The sequence below is a fragment of the Sporacetigenium sp. TC11 genome (assembly GCF_058146105.1).
On the sequence record NZ_JBYVNY010000003.1, the window covers coordinates 98309 to 117610 of the forward strand.

Here is a 19302-nt window from a genome sequence, read left to right on the forward strand (position 1 = left end):
ATACCTAGTCTTTTTTTATTTAAATACATTTATGAAATAAACTGTTTCCATCAGCAACTAATGTAACTTGCAATATATTAGTTTGAGCATAATTTGGAGAATCTGGATTTACACTGCCAAAGAAATACACTGTATATAGCCTACTTGGATTCAAGGTAATTGTCACAGTTTGGGGGCGTTGTGTAGATGAACGAAGTTGCAATGTATAATTACCTGGATTTGTTTCAAAATAGTTAGTTCCTTCACCAGAAGCTAGAGCTCTAGATGTGAAACCTATATTTGGATTTGCACTAAATGTTATGCTATTAGCATCTAAATTATAAAATCTAACTTTTGTGCGATCTCGCATAACTTTTTCATTAACATCATCTATTATTGGCAAAAGTCTTAGATTGCTTGGGCTACCAAAGAAAGCATAGGTCATTATTTGGCCAGCAGGTATTTCAAAATCTTGAACTTCTAATAAAAGATTGTTAGTTTGGGACTGATAAATTTTCACATTACGTTTTCCAGGTACAGTTGGAATATAGTCGCTAAGCTCTCTATATTCTACATTGACAAATCTAGGGATATCATTTACATAAATATCTATTGATAATCCTGGAACAAGATTAAACATTCTAATTATTGAAGCCTGATAATCGATGCATGGGTTTAAGGAATCGTATACCGTTTGACGATTGATAATATCACCACCTTAAATATAATTGGATAGCTTATATTATTATATTTATATGAAATTAGATTGCGTACTGTTAATAAAATTAAACTTTCAAAAAGTTAATATAAATTCAGAAAATTCTAGATATTTTTGCAAGGACGTGCAATAAATGATTCAATAAATAATACAATTTAGTATATACATAAATATATCCTGTATATACAAGTTAGATTTTCTAATAGGGGGGATTTTGAATATGTTAGATTTAAATGTATTAAAACAAGCCGTTGGAGATCTTGATGAAGAAATGGTATTAGATATGCTAAATGAATTTTTGGAAACAAATCCTAGTGAAGAAGAAGCTCAAAGGGTTGTAAATGCATGTCAACAAGGAATGGCAATTGTAGGAGATTTATTTGATAGAGGAGAGTATTTTGTTGGCGATCTAATATTTGCTGGGGAAGTATTGACGAGTGCTATAGATGTTTTAAAACCTGTTATAGGATCAAGTGAATCAGAAAAAGTAGGAACAATAGTCCTTGGTACAGTAGAAGGTGACTTACACGATATTGGTAAAAATATTTTTAAAAGTATGGCAGAGGCTGCAGGGTTTGAGGTACATGACCTTGGTATAGATGTAGGTGTAGATACATTTGTCGAGAAGGTAAGAGAATTAAAACCACAGATAGTAGGAATGAGTGGAGTTTTAACTTTGGCAATAGATGCAATGAAAGATACTATAGATGCTTTGAAAGAAGCTGGATTAAAGGAAGATGTAAAGGTAATAATCGGTGGAAATCCTGTGACAAAAGAAGCATGTGATCTTGTAGGTGCTGATGCATTTACAACTAATGCTGCAGAAGGTATAAAAATATGTCAAGGGTGGGTGAAATAATATGACTGATGTAAAAGCTTTACAAGAAGAGAGAATAAGTATATTCCAAGATGTCTTTGATAATAAAATTCCAAAGAGAGTTCCGGTTAATATAAGTTTACCTTTTGAGCTTGTAGCTGAATATGGAGGTCATAACATAGTAGAAGCACAGTGGAATCCTATGATAGTAGAAAAGACTTTAGATAAACTTTGCCATGAGTTTTATACTGATGCAGCTCCTGGTGGAAGCTCACTAAGATATCCATCTTATTATCAAGCATTAGAATCACAATCATTTATCATGGGTTCTAATGGATTTTTTCAACATCCAGAAGTAGTTGGTATGTTACCAGAGGAGTACGACTTTTTAATTGAAAAGCCTTATGATTGTTTGCTTGAAAACGTTATCCCTAGACAATATAAAGCACTTAATTTAGAAGACCCTGTTAATATGATGTTGAGCTTTACTAAAGGTGTTCTTGGATATAACAACGATATGATGACAGGTGGAGCATTGGTTGGCAAATTAACAGAAAAATATGGATATTATCCTGGAGGACCTCTTGGGTCAGGTGGATTTACAGAAGCACCATTTGACTTTTTGGCAGATCAACTTAGGAGTTTCAAAGGTGTAAGTATGGATGTAAGAAGAATGCCTAAGAAAGTATACGATGCTTGTGAGGCACTTTATCCAATAGTTCTTCAAAAAGGTATGCCTAAAGTTGTATCAAATTATTCTCACGTATTCTTACCACTTCATATGCCTACATTTATGAGAGAAAAGGACTTTGCAAACCTATGGTGGCCTAGTTTCAAGAGATTAATTGATGAATATGCATCTCACGGAATTCACTGTAGAATATTCTGTGAAGATAACTGGGATAGATATTTAGATTATTTATATGAACTACCTACAGATACACTTATGATGTTTGAATATGGAAATCCAAAATTAATAAAAGAGAAATTAGGTAAAAAGCATATTATTACAGGATTATATCCGGTAACAATGCTTAAGACTCATACTAAGGAACAATGTGTTGATAAGGCTAAGGAATTAATAGATATTCTAGCTCCAGGTGGTAAGTATATATTCTCATTTGATAAAAATCCGCTTTCTATTAATGATATAAATATGGAGAATCTAAGAGCTGTTACAGAATTTGTTAGAGATTATGGTGTATATACTAATGCTGGCGAAGTAGCAGGTATGCAGTTCAATAAAGATGATTACAAGGTAGAGCCATCTAGACCACTAGAAAGTAAATATTACAGAACTTGGAATCAGTATAGAGCTGATAATCCATCTGTATCTGATTTTGGTCAAGAAAAACTTCAAGGTTATGAAGATAGATTATTCCAGTTCCTTATGTTCTTATTATTATAGTCACCAGTATATTTATATATTGTAATGTTCTTTAAGAATAAATAGAGCATAGATTTTTATCTCAAGAGTCTATGCTCTATGTATATACTAATATTTTAAAACTTTGAGTAAGAAGTTTAAAACTTATAGACTCTTGTTAGAGCAACCAAGGTATTATTTATGAAATCTTTAAAAATGGTTACCCCTTATAAAAAATATTGAGGAGTGTGTATGTATGAAAAAGCCATTAAGCAAAACCATAAAAACCTTTTATGGCGTTGGTGACCTTGGATTTTCACTTATGACCAGCGTTGAACTATTTTGTTTCGTATTTTTCTTAACAAATGTAGCGAAGTTTTCACTTCCTATGGTTGCTCTTATAGGGTCTGTAACAAGTATAGTTGATGCTATTTTATCTCCAGTATATGGTGGAATTATAAGTGGTACGAAACCATTAAAATGGGGTCGAAATCGCTCATGGATGCTAGTAGCACCACCGTTAGTTGTAATACTGTTTATGTTCCAGTTTACAAAGATTGGACCAGAACCAGTTGCAGCAGCAATAGTATGTGCAGGATTTATTTTAAGCCACATTGTTTGGAATATAGCATGGGTTGGAAATGTTTCTTTAATTTCAGTTATGGCAAATAATCCTGAAGAACGTAGTCTTCTTGCTTCAAGACGTGCTACATGGACTTCTTTAGCAGGGGTATTCTTCTCATATATAGGTATGCCTTTTGCACTACTTCTTGGAAAAACTACTGGTAATGAAGTATTAGGATTTACATTATTAGCAGGAATAATGGCTTTCCTTATGATGTTAGGTTATTGGACTGTATTTAAGATAACAGAAGGATATGAGGAAACAGGAGAAGAAGTTCAAAGAGGCCTTTTAAATGGTAAAAAATCAGAAAAGGTAACTTTTAGAATTCTTATAAAGAGTCTTTTCCAAAATCCACCTCTTATGGTATTACTAGTAGGAGATTTCTTTAGATATATGACAAACTTTATAATGACAGCAGCTGCTGCATATTACTTCACATATGTTGCACAAGATATGTCATTATTCCCAATTTATCTATTAGTTGGAGCTATAGCACAGGTTGTTGGTGCATATATAAGTGGAGCAATGGCAAAGGCATTATCTACTAGAACAGCAGCAATTGTTAGTTTATTTGGCTTGGCATTATCACTTATTTTCTGTAAATTTGTAGCAATGAACGTAACGATGTTCTTTGTAGTTGTTTGCTTTGCAAGAGCATTCCTTGGTATATTAACATCTGTTATGGTAGGTCTATATTCAGATGTTGTCGTATACGGTGAATGGAAAACAGGAGAAAATGCAAATCCATTTATTATGGGCCTAATGAACTTATCTCTTAAAACAGCTGTGGTATCAAGAGGTACAATAATTCCTATAGTATTAGCTGCAGCGGGATTCGTTGCAGGAGCAGATCCAACAACTGCTTCTTTAGCATTAAAAAGTGCTGTAATAAATGTATTCTTATTTATACCTGGCATATTTGCTTTGGTTGCTGGACTAATAATGGTATTCGGATATAGATTAACAAGAGAAAAAGTCAACACTTATCAAGCTGAAATAGATGAAAGAAAGAAAGCACCAGTACTATAATTATTCTAGGGATGTTGGTACTTTGGGTGCTAAGTTCGTGGACTCCAGTTGCTCTTAAGATGTTAGGTATTTTGTAGGAAAAATATAATTTTGACCATATAGTTTAGTCTATATGGTCTTTTTAGTTTATAATTCATTTAATTTCGTCTCATCTATAAAGTACCCATCGAAGTTTTTCCATAAGCCATGTGCCGATGAAATTACAATATTGTTTTTATCTTTGAGATAATTGCTATTGTCAGCATATCCAAAAAGGTGATCTGTTTGTTTTATGAAGTATTTTATAAATGGTTTTTTCATATTTACATCATTTTTAAGTTCTTCATAAAGCTTAGTTGATTCTTCTCTATTTTCCTCATTTATATAAAGTAGCCTTATTATATGAAAACGCAAAGTTTGAGATACTTCATAATTTTTTAACCTCGACATCCATTCTTTATTATCAATTAAAAAGTCTATATAATCTTCTACCACCTTTGGCAAATCCTTAGATACTCCTGATAAATATTCAATTATAAGTGTATCTAATATATTTAAAGTAAATATACTAGTATCCTTATCTTCTAGTTTTTGGGAAAGTCCATTTAGTATAACTTCTTTTAAATATTTATTTTCACTTCTTATTTTATTAGGGTCTGATGAGAATAGAGCATATTGATATAGTTGGATAGCTACAAAAAATCCATCTTTTTTGCAAAGTTTGTATGCTGGAAAATCCCCAATTGCTATTTCGCTTTTGAAGAAACAAGTACCAAGTAAAAATAATGAAATTATAGTAAGGTACTTAGCAAAACTAAAAAATATAGATTGCAAATATATATCAGAACTTAAAAATATAAAACTAGTTGAAATTGCCAATCCTCCAATTAAAAGGATAGTAGATGTAATTGGTCCTGATATAATTGCATTTGCATATGATTTTTGAAGTCTATTAAATTCATTTTCATCTTTTACTACATCCAAGTCAGGAATAGCGATACCACCAATTGCTGTAACATTATTTGGACGGATTTTAAACTTCCATTTCTTGTTTTCCTTTATAAGTAAAAACATAGTTATAAATAAAGCTCTCATTTTTAGACCATTTAATGTAAATCCTATTGCGTGACCAAGTTCATGTACCGCAACGGCACCTATATATGTTAATAAAAATATAATTATGTTTATATAATCAGGGGTTGATTGAGAGGAAAGAGCAAAATCCATGCTAGATATAAATCCCATAGCAACTCCACATAAAGCTCCAAATAATAACATAACAATTGTACTAGTATTGAATTTTTTATTTTTTTTCTTCATAATATCCCCCTAAGTATAGTAGTTAAATAAATTATATCAGAAGGACAAGTTTTTAATAAATATAAATCCAAAAAATGTATATTTACTGTTTTCTGTGGATAAGTTTACATAATTTTATTAAAAAAGTCCTAAATATACTTTGTTATCAACATTAACCACAATATGTAGTGGATAACATTCTGAATAATAACAAAATATTGTGTATTAAAAATAATTAGTCATTTATTTTGAATAATATACACAAAATTTTTATATTTAAATTAAAATCGTAAGAAATACTTAAGAAATATAGATGCTAAATCTTAAGAATTAATAATTATACTAAGTGCTGGGATAATAAAATTAATTTTTAGGAGGATAAAAATGAAATATAGAAAAATTGCAATTATAGTTATGTGTTTAATTATGGGGGTTATTGGATATATCTTCGTTGAAAATCAAAATGTTACTATAGATAAAGTGACTATGAATCATAGAGATTTACCAGAAGAGTTTGTAGGGTATAAGATTTTGCAAATAACGGATTTACATGGAAAAAAATTTGGTAAAAACCAAGAAAAGCTTATAGAAAAAATAAATGAAGTAGATTATGAAACTATTTTATTTACTGGAGATTATGTAAATAAAGATAATCCAGATTTAAAGCCATTAGAAGATTTATTGAAAGGTTTACCTAAAGATGTTGAAAAATATTTTATATTAGGTAATGCAGATGTAGACAATTCAATATCAACTTTAGTAAAGGGAAATAAGTATGTAGACTTGTTTACTAAATATAATGTAAAAAGTTTATATCCAGGAGTAAAACTTAAAAAAGATGATGCATCTATTTGGCTTACATTTAGTCCATATGTTGCAGTTAATGAAATAGCTATGGAAAAACCAGATGAAGTTAAAAGTATTGAAGTTGACTTCAAAAAAGAATTTTCAAATGAATCCGATCCATTTAAAATTGAGGTAGCACATGTGCCTACGGAAATAAATTATGAGAATGAAAACATAAAATTCTATAGAACAAATACTCTAAAGGCAGTTGATAATGAATGGATTAATTGGGATATGAGTATATCTGGCCATACACATGGAGGGCAATTTAGACTTCCCTTTATTGGAGCTATTGGCTCACCTAATACTGGATTATTCCCAGGAGAAATTAATATTAAAGGGGTTCATTATTATAATGGGAGAGTTCAATATGTATCTCCGGGGTTAGGTGCTAGTGGACCAAAGTTTTTACAATTTAGAGTATTTAATCCTCCTATAATAAGTTTAATAGAATTATCAAATAATCCAGTTCAACAATAGATATAAAATAAAAACAATAAGAGCTCTCTTATTGTTTTTATTTTATAAGTAAATAGACTACTAATATTAGTTTTATATTATTATAAACTCGCTTATAATATAAAATGTAATTATGTATCACAGAAGGGGTAGTGGGAAAATGGAATGGATAAAAAGCAATAGAAGTAAAATAAAGAAAAATGCAATAATATTATTTATAGTTGGTGTATTAATTAGTTATGGAGTATATTTAGATAATAATTTTTTAGAGCAATTAAATTCTGATCCATCTTCATCAGAAAAGTTTATTCTTGTTGATGGTATGGTAGCTGAAAAGCCTAGTCCAAGAAAATTTGAAAGAAATTATAAAGAATTAATGGGTTTAATGCTTCAAATGGGAAATACAAAAGTAATATCTGAAGAGGGAAGTATCTGGGGCAAAAGATTAATAAGCAAATTTAATATAAATAAAGCTAGAAAGTTAATAAAAAAGTATAATTATAAAGATGAGGAATATTTGTTAAGTATTTTGAATGATTGGGAAAAGGGCGATTTCAAAGACATTGAAAATCAATATAACTACATTTTGGAGAACATAATAGTCAGAACATTTAATGGATAAAATTAAATATTTTTAATAGTGTCTAATACTTACATTAAATGTAAGTATTTTTAAATTCTAAGGACTAATAGAATTAAAACCTAGGTGATAAAAAATAACAATAATTATGACTATTGTACCAATTTATGGTATTATTATACATAGATGGTATTTATATCATCATGTCAAAACTAAATTCAAAAGGGGGAAAACAAATGGTATTAAGAAAGCTAAGTAAAGGCATAGCTCTAGCATTAGATGTTGTAATGTTAGACAGACCTGTAATTAACACAACATTTGCATTAGAAGGAGATAATACAAGATAATCAGATAGGGGTTCTTTAAAATTTATGGTACTAAAAATATAAATGTAAGAAATATAGCAAATACGGAAAACGTTTACAAAAATATATACAAAAGCCTAGGGGGTATATTATGAGTACTAATCCGAAAATCAAAAGAAAAGCTAATTTATTAGAAGCACTAATTCCTATATTATCATTAATAGCATTTTTAGCAATTGCTATTTTTAAGTATGAAGCTTCTCCTCATATTCCATTAATACTTGGTGCAATAGTAGCTACGTTAGTCGCTACTACAAGATTAGGTTTTTCATGGGGTGAGCTTGAAGAAGGTATCCTTAATACAATTACTATGGCAATGCAGGCAATTCTTATACTTATGATAGTTGGTGCATTAATAGGAACTTGGATACTTAGTGGTGTAGTTCCTGCAATGATATATTGGGGACTTAAAATACTATCACCAGGAATATTCTTAGTTGCTACAACAGTTATATGTTGTATAGTTGCTTTGGCTACAGGTTCTTCTTGGACAACTGCTGGTACTGTTGGTATAGCATTAATAGGTATAGGACAAGGTCTTGGAATACCTGCTCCTGTTGTTGCTGGTGCAATAATATCAGGTGCTTACTTTGGAGATAAAATGTCTCCATTATCAGATACAACTAACCTAGCTCCTGCAATGGCCGGGACTACATTATTTGAACATGTAAAACATATGATATTTACTACAGGTCCTGCCTTAATAATATCATTGATTATATACGCTATAATGGGAATGAAATATTCAGGTCAAGCACTTGATATTGCACAAATAGAACTAATGAGAAGTTCATTAGCTAGTAACTTCAATACACTTACTCCTGTATTGTTCATAGCTCCTATAGGTGTTATAGCTATGGTAATTTTTAAAGTTCCAGCTATACCTGGTCTTATAGCAGGTGCATTATTAGGTGCTGTATTTGCTGGAGTTTTCCAAGGGGCATCACTAGGAGATATAATAAATGCTGCACATTATGGATATGTTTCAGAAACTGGTGTTGCCGCTGTTGATGATTTATTAAGCCGTGGCGGGCTTGATAGTATGATGTGGACAGTTTCACTTATACTTTGTGCACTATCTCTTGGAGGTATACTAGAGGCAACAGGTATGTTAGAAGCTATAGCAGCGTCTATATTAAAGTTTGCAAAAGGTACATTTGGATTAGTTGCTGCTACTCTATTCTCTTGTACACTTACTAATATAGTTACAGGGGATCAATATTTATCTATAGTTCTGCCTGGAAGAATGTATAAAGATGAATTTAGAAAGCGTGGACTTCATCCTAAGAACTTATCGAGATGTTTAGAAGATAGTGGTACATTAACATCACCATTAATACCATGGAATACATGTGGTGCCTATATGTTTGCTACACTAGGGGTATCTCCACTAGCATATTTACCATACGCATTCCTTAACTTAATAAATCCTTTAATTTCATTATTATATGGAGCTACAGGAATAACAATGGAAAAACTGTCTCCTGAAGAAATGGTTGAAGTTGAAAAAGAATTCAACTTAGTTACTGAATAAATTAGAAATTATTAAATAAGCTCCTATACATTAATGTATAGGAGCTTATTCATGTTCAATTTTCTATAATTATATTGAGTCTAACTCCGTCACATAATTGCACAATACATTTAATATAAATTCTAGATGTGATTAATTTTAAATATCATAATATAATTTAATTCTATTTTAATACTAATTAATTTTAAACTATATGATATCATTTTACTTCCATGCGATATAGATGAATTAGAAAAGGCTTTAGGAATATATGAAATTGCTGTAAGAAAAGTCTTCCAATGTTACAATAACGTTGATTTAGATTTTGACTATACTGCAAACGAACTACAAGCTTTAATAAATAAAGTGCAATTTTACGATAGTGAAGTAATGGGTATGTGCAAAAGGATGTTTAGACAGACTTATAATATTTATTAATAATTTTTAGGACTCTTATGTCCTTATTTTTTTGCATAAAAAAAGAATAGTTATTAACTATCCTCTTAATTCTTCTATCATTAGAACTAAATCTTCTCCTATACTTATATATCTAGCATCATCCAATGTATAAAAAGATATATGAGTACAATTAGTAAACCCACCTCGTATTATAAGGCTATCTGTTCTCTATGGTTGTCTTTATTTAAGTATATGAAACCCAAACCTAATGGCCCAACAATCGTTAGGCCACTTTATTTTGTAATTATATTAATTTAACTATGTAAATTATTTATTTTGTTTTACTTCATCCTTGATTTGAGTTAGTTGTGTGTTGATATAATCTAACTCATGTGTTAATTTTTTAACATTACTATCTAAATCATTTATTTTAAAAAACATGAATACAATAGTGCTAATTAATATAACTAGTACTAGGCTAAATATTGCTATATATTTTTGCATATAGATACCCTCTTATTAAATATTGTAATAATAGTGATTTGCTTGTCGAACCCAATATCTATAATCATTAAAATTGGTAGTTATACTGTTAACTAAACTATATAAAGAAGCTAATCCGAGTGCTGCTAAGCCCCCTTTGACTGCTGTAGCAGTAAGTGGTCCACCTATTAATCCAAAATAACCTACTATAGCAACAAGTGCAGTACCTCCAATGCTACCATATAGATTATTTACATATCTATCAGCATTATCAACAGAATCCATAAAATATTTAGTATTTCCAGAATAGTAAGTTCCTAAGGCTTTTGAATAATTTTTAGTTGTTCCGCTTGAATTTTTTATTTGTATATAATCTCTAGTAGTTCTGTTAACGGCGTAAAATAGTGCATCTGTAGGTCCTGTCGTACTATTTGAGTCTATTATGCCCGTTGTACTATAAGCAGCAACCGTGTTTACTGATGTTGTATTTTGTACATTTTCTTGTGGCTGTGCTTCTTCTTGCGTCTGTGTTTCGAAATTTTTTATATTCTCATAGTAATTAGTCGTATATTGTTCTGATATTTCTCCATTAGAATCATAAATTATGTGTGTTATGTCTCCTGTTTCCGTATTTACTATAGATTCGTAATTTCCTTCTTGTACATAACCTATGTTTTCATTATCAGAATCCACTGAATCAAATTGAATATTATCTAGTAAATCCATTGCCCCTTCAATATCCCCTGGTTGAATTTCTGCATTTTCCAAGTGTGTTTCTAGAATTGTGTTATCGGAATTCTCAGCTGCATTTACAGTAGTTAATACTGTAGATAATGAAAGTACAGAAATTAACCCAATAGCTATAAGTTTGCTTAATTTTTTATGCATATAAGCATTTCCCCCCTTTAATATATATTTGGTAACTTAATATTAATATTCTGTAGAAAATTATAAAAACCTCCAAAATAATAAAAATAGTTAGAAAAAATACTAATTAATCTAGAATTCAAAAATACTCCTGAAGAAATAGCTTATTAGGGGCGTTATAACCTGAAAAATATTTTAATATAATAGCTAAAATCCTAAGCATAATATAAGTTTGCAGATGATACCTTTTTCCAGGGTATTCTTTATATTTGCTTGTTTATATATATTAAAAGATATACAGTTTAAAACCTATGTAGTTTACAATTATTACAGTAAAAAATAGTCAAAGCAGAAAAAGATAAATGTTTATTTTCAAATTTGAGAAAACAATACTTTCTTATTAAATAGATTTTATTCAAAATAGGCATAAAAAAGAAGATAGCAAGCAATTAATCCTACTACTTTTTCTGTTACTCAATTATCATATATGCGCTTGTACATCATTTTTTACTATATGTCAACCTATTTGTTGTACTTTAATATGTTATACTTTTTTCTAATAAACCGTTTGTTATTTTAAATCCATTTTTCTGATAAAAATGTACTTGTCTCTCTAAATTAGATTCATCTGTGCTAAATAGCTTTCCTGTAATTTTAGTTACACTATAATTTATTGCTATTTTTTCTAAAATAGATAGAACCTTAGTTCCAATTCCCCTATTTTTACTATTAAATATTTGAATATCTGCTATGACAAGTTCATTATTGTTAATGGTAAAAATCACTTTATCCTTACTATCTTTATAATCAAAGATATGTATTTTTCCGATTTTAGCTCTACCATAGTCTGAAACTGTAACTATTAGATATATATCTTCTCCTTTTTTATCAATCATAAACTCCTCGATTAATAAATCTTCATTCTTAAGTTTCTTGAATAATTCTACGCGTTCTGACACTTTACTTTTTAGGTTCTTCTTAAATAATTTATCTAATATCATAATACCCCCTATTTAGCTAAGTATGAAGGTATTATAACATAGTTATGTAGGTATTAAATATGTATATTTATATCCTTTCTTCTTAACGTCTTCTTGCTATTCTAGTGTAGTTTGATATCCGTTTGTAAGGTTCTGAAATATTTACATATTAATGAATTTATATTGGTAAAAACACTGTAGTTTCAACGTTTTAATGGTAAAATATATATAAGGAGGTGATTGGAACATGTTAGAGGTTTTTAAAATAGTTGGAAAGATAGCAGTAGATAACAGTCAAGCCAATAAAAGTATTGATGATATAGTAAATAAAGCAGAAAAAGGCTCTGATAAGATGACACGAGTATTTAAAAAATTAGGTGCATTTATAGCCACAGGATTTGCTATTGATAAAATAAAAGATTTTGGTGTTGCAATTATTAAAGCATCTGCTGATACCCAGGCCTTAAACGCACAATTTGAACAAACCTTTAAAAGCGGTGGAGCAAAAGAAGCCTTAAAGCTTATAAATCAGCAATCTAAAACTTTGAACGTACATGTTAATGATCTAAAGAAAAACTGGTCAATGTATTTCAGTATGTTTAAAGGTGGAGGTGCTGATGTTTCTAAATCTTTAGCCATGACTGAAAGAGCAACAAGATTAGCTTCTGATGCAGCCGCTTATTATGATAAGGACTTAGATTATGTGAATGAAGCTATGGTATCTTTCTTAAAAGGTAACTTTGCCATGATAGATAACATAGGGGTTTATACTAATGAGTTAGAAATAAATAGACAAGCAACTGATAGATACGGTAAGAAGTGGAACGAACTTACTACTATTCAACGTGAGAATATGGCTCTTGATTTAATGGAGGAAACCTATAAAAGAAATGGAGCTATAGGGCAAGGAACAAGGGAAGCTGATAATCTAATTAATAGTACAAAGAACCTTACTACCACATTTAAATCTTTTATGGCAACCATAGGAGCCCCATTTCTTGATAATGTCATTAGTGGTATCAAAGGCTTGACTGATAAAATAGAGAATGCAAACAAGAAAATAAAAGTTTTAGGCAATAAAATGCAAGATCTCAAAAAATGGACAAAAGAAAACGAAACTGGATTATTAATGTTAGCGGCGGCTTTTGGAACTTTAGCTACAGGAATTGGAGTATATGCTATATCAGTAAATGCAGCAACTATAGCTACAAAACTATTTAGCACTGCCGAAACTGTAGCAATAGCTGCATTATACGGAATGGATATAGCAGCAAAAGTATTTGGTACTACAATGGCATTTGTAACAGGTCCTATAGGTTTAATAACTTTAGCAATAGGAGCATTAACAGTTGCAGGAATTTATCTATGGCGAAACTGGGATACCATAAGAGCAAAAGCTACACCTATATGGAATAATATTAAGGATGCTATGCTTAGACCTATAGAGTCAGCTAAAACTAAAATAACAACTATTATAGACTTTATAAAAGGATTGTTTGCTAAATTAGAATTAAAGATACCTGAAATCAAATTACCAAAATTACCAAAGGTAAGAATAACTGGATCATTAGGTATAAATCCTCCAAGTGTACCAAAGTTAGAATGGTATGCTAAAGGTGGTATTTTAACTAAACCTACTGTATTTGGATATAATGGCCCTAATCCTATGATAGGCGGAGAACGAGGACCTGAAGCTATACTACCTATTAAAGAATTACCTAGATTATTAGGATTAGATAAAAAGGATAAAGAAGTTAGTAATAATAAAACAGTAAATATAACAGTACAAAATATGCATGTAATGGATAAGGGAGACGAAAATAGAACATTAAATCAATTAGCATTTTTAGCTACAATATAAATACATAGGGGGCTTTAATAGGCCCTCTTTTATTTGACTATAGGGGGAATAGCTATGGAAGAATTAAATAATGATGTATGGGAACAGTGGAAAAAACTAGTATACAAGATAGCTAATAAAATACATAGGAAATTAAATGGATTATATAATGATTTAACTAAAGAGGATTTAGCACAAATAGGAGCTATAGGGTTAATAGGTGGCATAAGAAGCTTTAAAGAAGATATTGGCATTCCTAAGCTTAATTATTTAGCTACTTGTATAAGTCGAGAAATATACAAAGAAATTAAATTGAGAAATTACGATAAAAGAAAAGACGATATAAAAACAATATCAACTAATACTACAGTTGGTGATGATGAAGATAAAACAATAGAGGATACAATCCAGGATCATAAAGTAGACATAGAGCAAGAGACCGAGGATAAGATAATAATAGGTTTCTATATAGGAGAAATGAAAAAGTATTTGAGCGAAAAAGAGTATTACGTATTATATTCAAGACTATTTGAAGGTAAGACATTTACAACCTTAGCTGAAGAATTAAATGTATCGAAGACAGCTACTAGAGACAATGACTTTAGAGCTAGGAGAATGTTAAAACGTAGAAGTAAATATATAAGCGAAAAGTGGGAAGGTTTCAGAAGGTATGATGAAGCTAAAAGAATAAAACAAACTGAAACTATGACATATAAGAAAACAGCCGAGGAAGTGGCTTTAATAAGACTTAATTTTTTTGAAAGGATAGGTATAGCTTAATAGTTAGGAGGTATTAAATGAAGAATCACTTAAATATAAAGAATTTTCCTAAGGATAACTTAAAAGGCACTGTAGTATTGGATAATATTAGCTACGGCATGACTATTAAAGATGGCACTGCTTATATAAATGATAAAGCAATACATACTACATATGAGAAAAAGGGCTTTAGTCGCAAGAGGCTTTTAGTTTGTCCTGTATGTAATGGCAATAGAACAAAACTGTATTTTGAAGGGTTAGAAATAGCCTGTAGGAAGTGCTTAAAGTAAATAAATATATTAATATCAGGTATAGCTTAAGTGCTATATCTTTTTTATTTGTAGGTATAACTGTATAAGTTAAGGATTAAGAAGAATTCTAAACTCGACTCCTATTATTAGTATGAGTCGGAATATGAGTCACAACCCAGGACGAGGGAGCCAGGTCGAGGACGGTCGGTACTCGGTCGATTAACAAATCCGCTAATAACGGAATCAATTAATAGTGTTTACAGCCTAGTAAATATAAGGTTTTTAATAAGTTTAAATGATATAATGTATATATGGAATAAGCTTAGTATTTAGGAGGTTTTAAAATGTATTACCTAGACATAAACAATTTATCTAAGAAAAATGTAAAAGGTAGTATTAAGATAAATAATATTACTCTAAACATAACTGTAGAGGATGACATAATTAATATAAATGATGAAGAAATATATATAAGCTATCAGAAAACAGGATACGGATATAAAAGGTTTCTAACTTGCCCGTATTGTGGGGAAAATAGAACAAAGCTATATTTTAAGGGCTTAAACTTAGTCTGTAGGAGTTGTTTGAAAGAATTAGGTATAAACATATATAAGAATAGAACAAACCTCTATGACGAAGGGGGTACATCACTAATAGAATATAAAATATATAAGTTAGCATCTAAATTAAATGTACCTGAACATAAATTACAATATCCTTATCCTAGCAGGTATTTATTATTAGAGGGTAAGCCAAAGTACATGAGGTATGATAAATATTATAAGATTATAGAGGATGTAAAGAAGTTAGAGCAAGAGAGGGACAATATAATAATATTTAAAGCTAAAGCTGGATCAGATAGAATAAGAAAAATGTTAGGCAAATAAAAACATATATTCTAACAGTAATATTTATATAGAACAGTATTACGCATAACACTACATATGGTATAATATAAGTATTCAATGCTTACCCCGCATTGTCATTTGTGTATATAATTATTTAAACTAAAAACCCAACCAGGTGGCCTAACAATCCGTTAGGTCATTTTACTTTATGAGACGACCTCAAATTTGAGTTGGTTGGGCTATATATTTCGGCCATTTCGCCCACCTTAAAAAAGGAGTGATATTATGCTTTTAAAACAAGTAATTAGACAATACATAAGTATAAGAGCACAGTTTGAATATCATTACGATAAATACGATAAAGAAACTCAACTTAAAATGCGTAAGATAGTTAGCTCTATTGATGATCTTATATATAATTTAACTGTAGAGGCAAAACAAATTTTAGATTTAAAATATAGAGACGATTATAAATGGCCAGTAGTGGAGCAAATGATGAATATGGATAGGAAGAAACTAAATAAACTGGATAGAAATATTAAAGATAAGTTTAGGGAGTTAGGTTATATCTAATTCCTTTTCTATTTGAGCAAAACCACTAATACATAATTACATTCCTGACTTTTCTGACTCCCTAAAAAGAAATATCTTGAGTTTTTTGAGTCCTTAAAAAGAGGCTTATTTAAATTGAATTTAGGCTACTTCTAAAAGCTTCTTAATACTATTAATCCTCTATAAATAACTGTAATATCAACTGTTTACAGTGTCTATATTCAATATTAGCGGGGCTTATGACCTGCAAATTGGCTTCCCATAACTTGTTCAATATTTTTTATAATTTCTTGATTATCTCCAAAATACTCAACAATAATAAGGCCCTTTTTATAATAATGTGGTGGGCGGTCCCAAAGTATACAAGTATTAAAGCCTACCCTCGAAGCATCTTCACTTATTGAATCAACATCTTTTTGGAGTTTGCTTTTATTTTTATATTCGTATATCGAAATTTTTTCGTCATCTACTTCAATAATGATGGGAGTTACAGACAAAAAACCATGCATTAGATTATTAAATGTATAAACTTTGCTAAATTCTTGCTTAAAATTATTTGAATCGAATTCAGAAGAATTGTCTATTGAATTCTCTAATTTTGGTTTGGTTATCGCATTCTCTAAATTTGGCTTATTTAATTGGTCAGTTGAATTCTCTAAATTCGGTTTATTTACTTTATTAGAGCATCCTCCAACTATAATAAACATACTTACCATACAAAATATTAATATTATTCTCTTCATATTTTTTACCTCTCAGATATATTTTAAAATGCCGTTTCTAATATATATTTTTAGCACTTATTAAAAACATATCCAAAATCAATTGTAATTAATAATTACAATTGATTAGTAATGTCTAAACCTCCAAATCTTAACATATACATTAATTAAAAACGGATAGGGAGGAGGTGAGTATATTGGATAAACTAATTCAATTCTTTGATAAGGTAGATAAAGGAGCAGAACATCTTGCAAAACATAGAAAATTATATATAACTATCATTACAGCTTTATTAGGTACATACATGATGTTTGCTGTTAAGCCTGATGTTATTAATTTAGAGTTCATACTCGCTTTAGTAATAGCGATTATTCCTTCAATAGCGATTGTATCAATAACATTTGATGTCATAACTTTAAAAGGTAAGAATTTTTACAAGAAGTTTGCCACTGGAATTGTATCATACCTAGCAATATATAGTGTATTAATTATAACTCAAAGTATTTTATTTTAATTCTAAAAATAAAATAGGAGGTTGTTATGAGTAAATTTCTAAAAGTATATCAGCAATCATCAATTTATGTAATTAATGCAAAAAACATAAATGAATTTTATAGAACTAAAAATAAAGTATATATAGAATATGGAATCCCAAAATATGATGAAGTAGAAACATTTAAGTATATAGAGTCTTTCGCAACTGAAGAAGAAGCTATAGAACGGTTTAATGAAATTTGCGAAATATTAGAAGTAAAATAATTTATAAAGGGTACTCTTAACAGGGCATCCTTTTTATTTGTTGGTCTTATAGATACAGCAGACTTTATATTTAGTTTTGTGTATTCAATAAAATAATTAAGGCGATTTAGGAAAGTGATGTTTAATTTAAAAAGATAAGTAAACAATACTTTGTATGATTGCCTGCAAAAGATTTAATAGAAAAAATACTCAAAAAATACTTTTTATAAATAACGCTAGATTAAAAAAATATTTTAAGACTATTAAATCTATTTATCTATATTTAAGGCTATGTTTTAAATCAGTGTTGAAATTGTTATATTTAATATATAATCAAACTATAGATTATTACACAGTTGTATAAAACTGTGTGCTAAAAAGAAGTTGTACGGAGGGGGTTAGATTTATTTGAACTTTATATATCTTGCAACAGCAATATTCTCACCTATAGTACTATGGTTTTATTTTTCTCCTTGGCTTTATGACCCACACGAAACATTAGGTCGTTATATATTTTCTGTTCTCTGGTTTACGATTGCATGGTTGTTTGCAGCAATGAATATAGGTAGCGCTTTAAAACTAAAACGAAATGGGCGTAGTAGCTGGATATGGCATTTAGTAGCTGCTTTCCTTATTGCAGCATGTTATGAAGGCTTAATTATAGGATGGTATAATGGATATATACTAACAATATAATCTATAACGATAATATGGGAGTAATATAGTTATAAATAACACATTACAATTTAAGATTAGAATTAACTGCACAATATTTATATACCATGAAGCAAAAGAAGGAGAAATATTTCTCCTCCTTTTCAATATATAGTCAATTTCAACACTATATTAAAACAGAGCCATATTTAAAAATCTAAACATTCATTTTAAGCATAGTCAATTTAATAAGTATATGTATAAATAGATATAAAGATGGATATATTCTGAATACCTTTTATTTGAATGCAGCGATAATCTCACTCATAGGCATGGTCTATTTTGGATCATGCTCTTTTTTATTCCTTAAATTATTGGGGTATAAGATACATTTTTCTGTGGTTGGGGTATTAGGGCATAAAAAAAGAAAATACCAAGTTATAAAACTTAGTATTTTCAATCTTTACAACTGTTTCTAGTTGTTTATTGGTGCCGGTTGTGGGACTTGAACCCACACGTCATTGCTGACAACGGATTTTGAGTCCGCCCCGTCTGCCGATTCCAGCAAACCGGCTCATTATTTAACTAAATATATTATAACACCACAGGAAACTTTATGCAATACAATAGTAA

At 29.8% G+C, this 19302-nt stretch carries 20 protein-coding genes and 1 tRNA gene; 14 read left to right on the forward strand and 7 right to left on the reverse strand.

Features of this window, described 5'->3' with window-relative positions:
• Positions 1-19: 19 nt before the first annotated feature.
• Positions 20-619, reverse strand: coding sequence for a DUF4397 domain-containing protein (locus tag ACUSRV_RS06345; protein WP_490141090.1), 600 nt, complete (start codon positions 617-619; stop codon positions 20-22).
• A 298-nt stretch (positions 620-917) separates the two neighbouring features.
• Between ACUSRV_RS06345 and ACUSRV_RS06350 the strand changes: the two genes are divergently transcribed.
• The 3 genes from ACUSRV_RS06350 to ACUSRV_RS06360 all read left to right on the forward strand — a co-directional run bounded on the left by ACUSRV_RS06350 (position 918) and on the right by ACUSRV_RS06360 (position 4534).
• Positions 918-1556, forward strand: a complete 639-nt coding sequence (locus ACUSRV_RS06350) for a cobalamin B12-binding domain-containing protein (RefSeq protein WP_490141091.1) — start codon at positions 918-920, stop codon at positions 1554-1556.
• A gap of 1 nt (position 1557) precedes the next feature.
• The gene (locus ACUSRV_RS06355; RefSeq protein ID WP_490141092.1) at positions 1558-2922 is read left to right on the forward strand and encodes a uroporphyrinogen decarboxylase family protein; all 1365 of its coding nucleotides are present in this window, start codon (positions 1558-1560) and stop codon (positions 2920-2922) included.
• Between the two features lie 214 nt (positions 2923-3136).
• Positions 3137-4534, forward strand: a complete 1398-nt coding sequence (locus ACUSRV_RS06360; protein ID WP_490141093.1) for an MFS transporter — start codon at positions 3137-3139, stop codon at positions 4532-4534.
• Between the two features lie 126 nt (positions 4535-4660).
• Here the strand turns inward: ACUSRV_RS06360 and ACUSRV_RS06365 are convergent, their stop codons facing one another.
• The gene (locus tag ACUSRV_RS06365) at positions 4661-5833 is read right to left on the reverse strand and encodes a M50 family metallopeptidase (RefSeq protein WP_490141094.1); all 1173 of its coding nucleotides are present in this window, start codon (positions 5831-5833) and stop codon (positions 4661-4663) included.
• A gap of 363 nt (positions 5834-6196) precedes the next feature.
• Between ACUSRV_RS06365 and ACUSRV_RS06370 the strand changes: the two genes are divergently transcribed.
• From ACUSRV_RS06370 to nhaC, 3 genes are all read left to right on the forward strand, one after another.
• Positions 6197-7138 carry a metallophosphoesterase gene (locus ACUSRV_RS06370; protein WP_490141095.1) on the forward strand — a complete coding sequence of 314 codons (942 nt, stop codon included), beginning with the start codon at positions 6197-6199 and terminating at the stop codon, positions 7136-7138.
• 139 nt (positions 7139-7277) lie between these two features.
• Positions 7278-7739, forward strand: coding sequence for a DUF6241 domain-containing protein (locus ACUSRV_RS06375; RefSeq protein WP_490141096.1), 462 nt, complete (start codon positions 7278-7280; stop codon positions 7737-7739).
• Positions 7740-8153: 414 nt separating this feature from the next.
• A complete protein-coding gene (nhaC, locus tag ACUSRV_RS06380) occupies positions 8154-9596 on the forward strand; it encodes a Na+/H+ antiporter NhaC (protein WP_490141097.1) in 1443 nt (480 codons plus the stop codon).
• 705 nt (positions 9597-10301) lie between these two features.
• Here the strand turns inward: nhaC and ACUSRV_RS06385 are convergent.
• The 3 genes from ACUSRV_RS06385 to ACUSRV_RS06395 form a co-directional block, all read right to left on the reverse strand.
• The gene (locus ACUSRV_RS06385) at positions 10302-10478 is read right to left on the reverse strand and encodes a hypothetical protein (RefSeq protein ID WP_490141098.1); all 177 of its coding nucleotides are present in this window, start codon (positions 10476-10478) and stop codon (positions 10302-10304) included.
• A gap of 15 nt (positions 10479-10493) precedes the next feature.
• Complete coding sequence (locus tag ACUSRV_RS06390; protein WP_490141099.1) at positions 10494-11345, reverse strand: hypothetical protein; 852 nt, start codon at positions 11343-11345, stop codon at positions 10494-10496.
• A gap of 515 nt (positions 11346-11860) precedes the next feature.
• Complete coding sequence (locus tag ACUSRV_RS06395; RefSeq protein ID WP_490141100.1) at positions 11861-12325, reverse strand: N-acetyltransferase; 465 nt, start codon at positions 12323-12325, stop codon at positions 11861-11863.
• Positions 12326-12551: 226 nt separating this feature from the next.
• On the opposite strand from ACUSRV_RS06395, the gene ACUSRV_RS06400 reads away from it, so the two are divergent.
• The 5 genes from ACUSRV_RS06400 (at position 12552) to ACUSRV_RS06420 (ending at position 16575) form a co-directional block, all read left to right on the forward strand.
• Positions 12552-14165, forward strand: coding sequence for a hypothetical protein (locus tag ACUSRV_RS06400; RefSeq protein ID WP_490141101.1), 1614 nt, complete (start codon positions 12552-12554; stop codon positions 14163-14165).
• Positions 14166-14219: 54 nt separating this feature from the next.
• Entirely contained in the window at positions 14220-14924 is a 705-nt protein-coding gene (locus tag ACUSRV_RS06405; protein WP_490141102.1) for a sigma-70 family RNA polymerase sigma factor, read from the forward strand.
• A 17-nt stretch (positions 14925-14941) separates the two neighbouring features.
• A complete protein-coding gene (locus ACUSRV_RS06410) occupies positions 14942-15193 on the forward strand; it encodes a hypothetical protein (RefSeq protein WP_490141103.1) in 252 nt (83 codons plus the stop codon).
• 305 nt (positions 15194-15498) lie between these two features.
• A complete protein-coding gene (locus ACUSRV_RS06415; protein ID WP_490141104.1) occupies positions 15499-16041 on the forward strand; it encodes a hypothetical protein in 543 nt (180 codons plus the stop codon).
• A gap of 246 nt (positions 16042-16287) precedes the next feature.
• Complete coding sequence (locus ACUSRV_RS06420) at positions 16288-16575, forward strand: DUF722 domain-containing protein (RefSeq protein WP_490141105.1); 288 nt, start codon at positions 16288-16290, stop codon at positions 16573-16575.
• A 206-nt stretch (positions 16576-16781) separates the two neighbouring features.
• Here ACUSRV_RS06420 and ACUSRV_RS06425 read toward each other — a convergent pair whose 3' ends face one another.
• Positions 16782-17297, reverse strand: coding sequence for a hypothetical protein (locus tag ACUSRV_RS06425; protein ID WP_490141106.1), 516 nt, complete (start codon positions 17295-17297; stop codon positions 16782-16784).
• A 176-nt stretch (positions 17298-17473) separates the two neighbouring features.
• Here ACUSRV_RS06425 and ACUSRV_RS06430 point away from each other — a divergent pair, with 176 nt between their 5' ends.
• The 3 genes from ACUSRV_RS06430 (at position 17474) to ACUSRV_RS06440 (ending at position 18711) form a co-directional block, all read left to right on the forward strand.
• Entirely contained in the window at positions 17474-17791 is a 318-nt protein-coding gene (locus ACUSRV_RS06430) for a hypothetical protein (protein WP_490141107.1), read from the forward strand.
• A 26-nt stretch (positions 17792-17817) separates the two neighbouring features.
• Positions 17818-18036, forward strand: a complete 219-nt coding sequence (locus ACUSRV_RS06435; protein WP_490141108.1) for a hypothetical protein — start codon at positions 17818-17820, stop codon at positions 18034-18036.
• A gap of 387 nt (positions 18037-18423) precedes the next feature.
• The gene (locus tag ACUSRV_RS06440; RefSeq protein WP_490141109.1) at positions 18424-18711 is read left to right on the forward strand and encodes a hypothetical protein; all 288 of its coding nucleotides are present in this window, start codon (positions 18424-18426) and stop codon (positions 18709-18711) included.
• 445 nt (positions 18712-19156) lie between these two features.
• Here the strand turns inward: ACUSRV_RS06440 and ACUSRV_RS06445 are convergent.
• Positions 19157-19243 (reverse strand) — tRNA-Leu (locus tag ACUSRV_RS06445).
• Between the last annotated feature and the right edge of the window lie 59 nt (positions 19244-19302).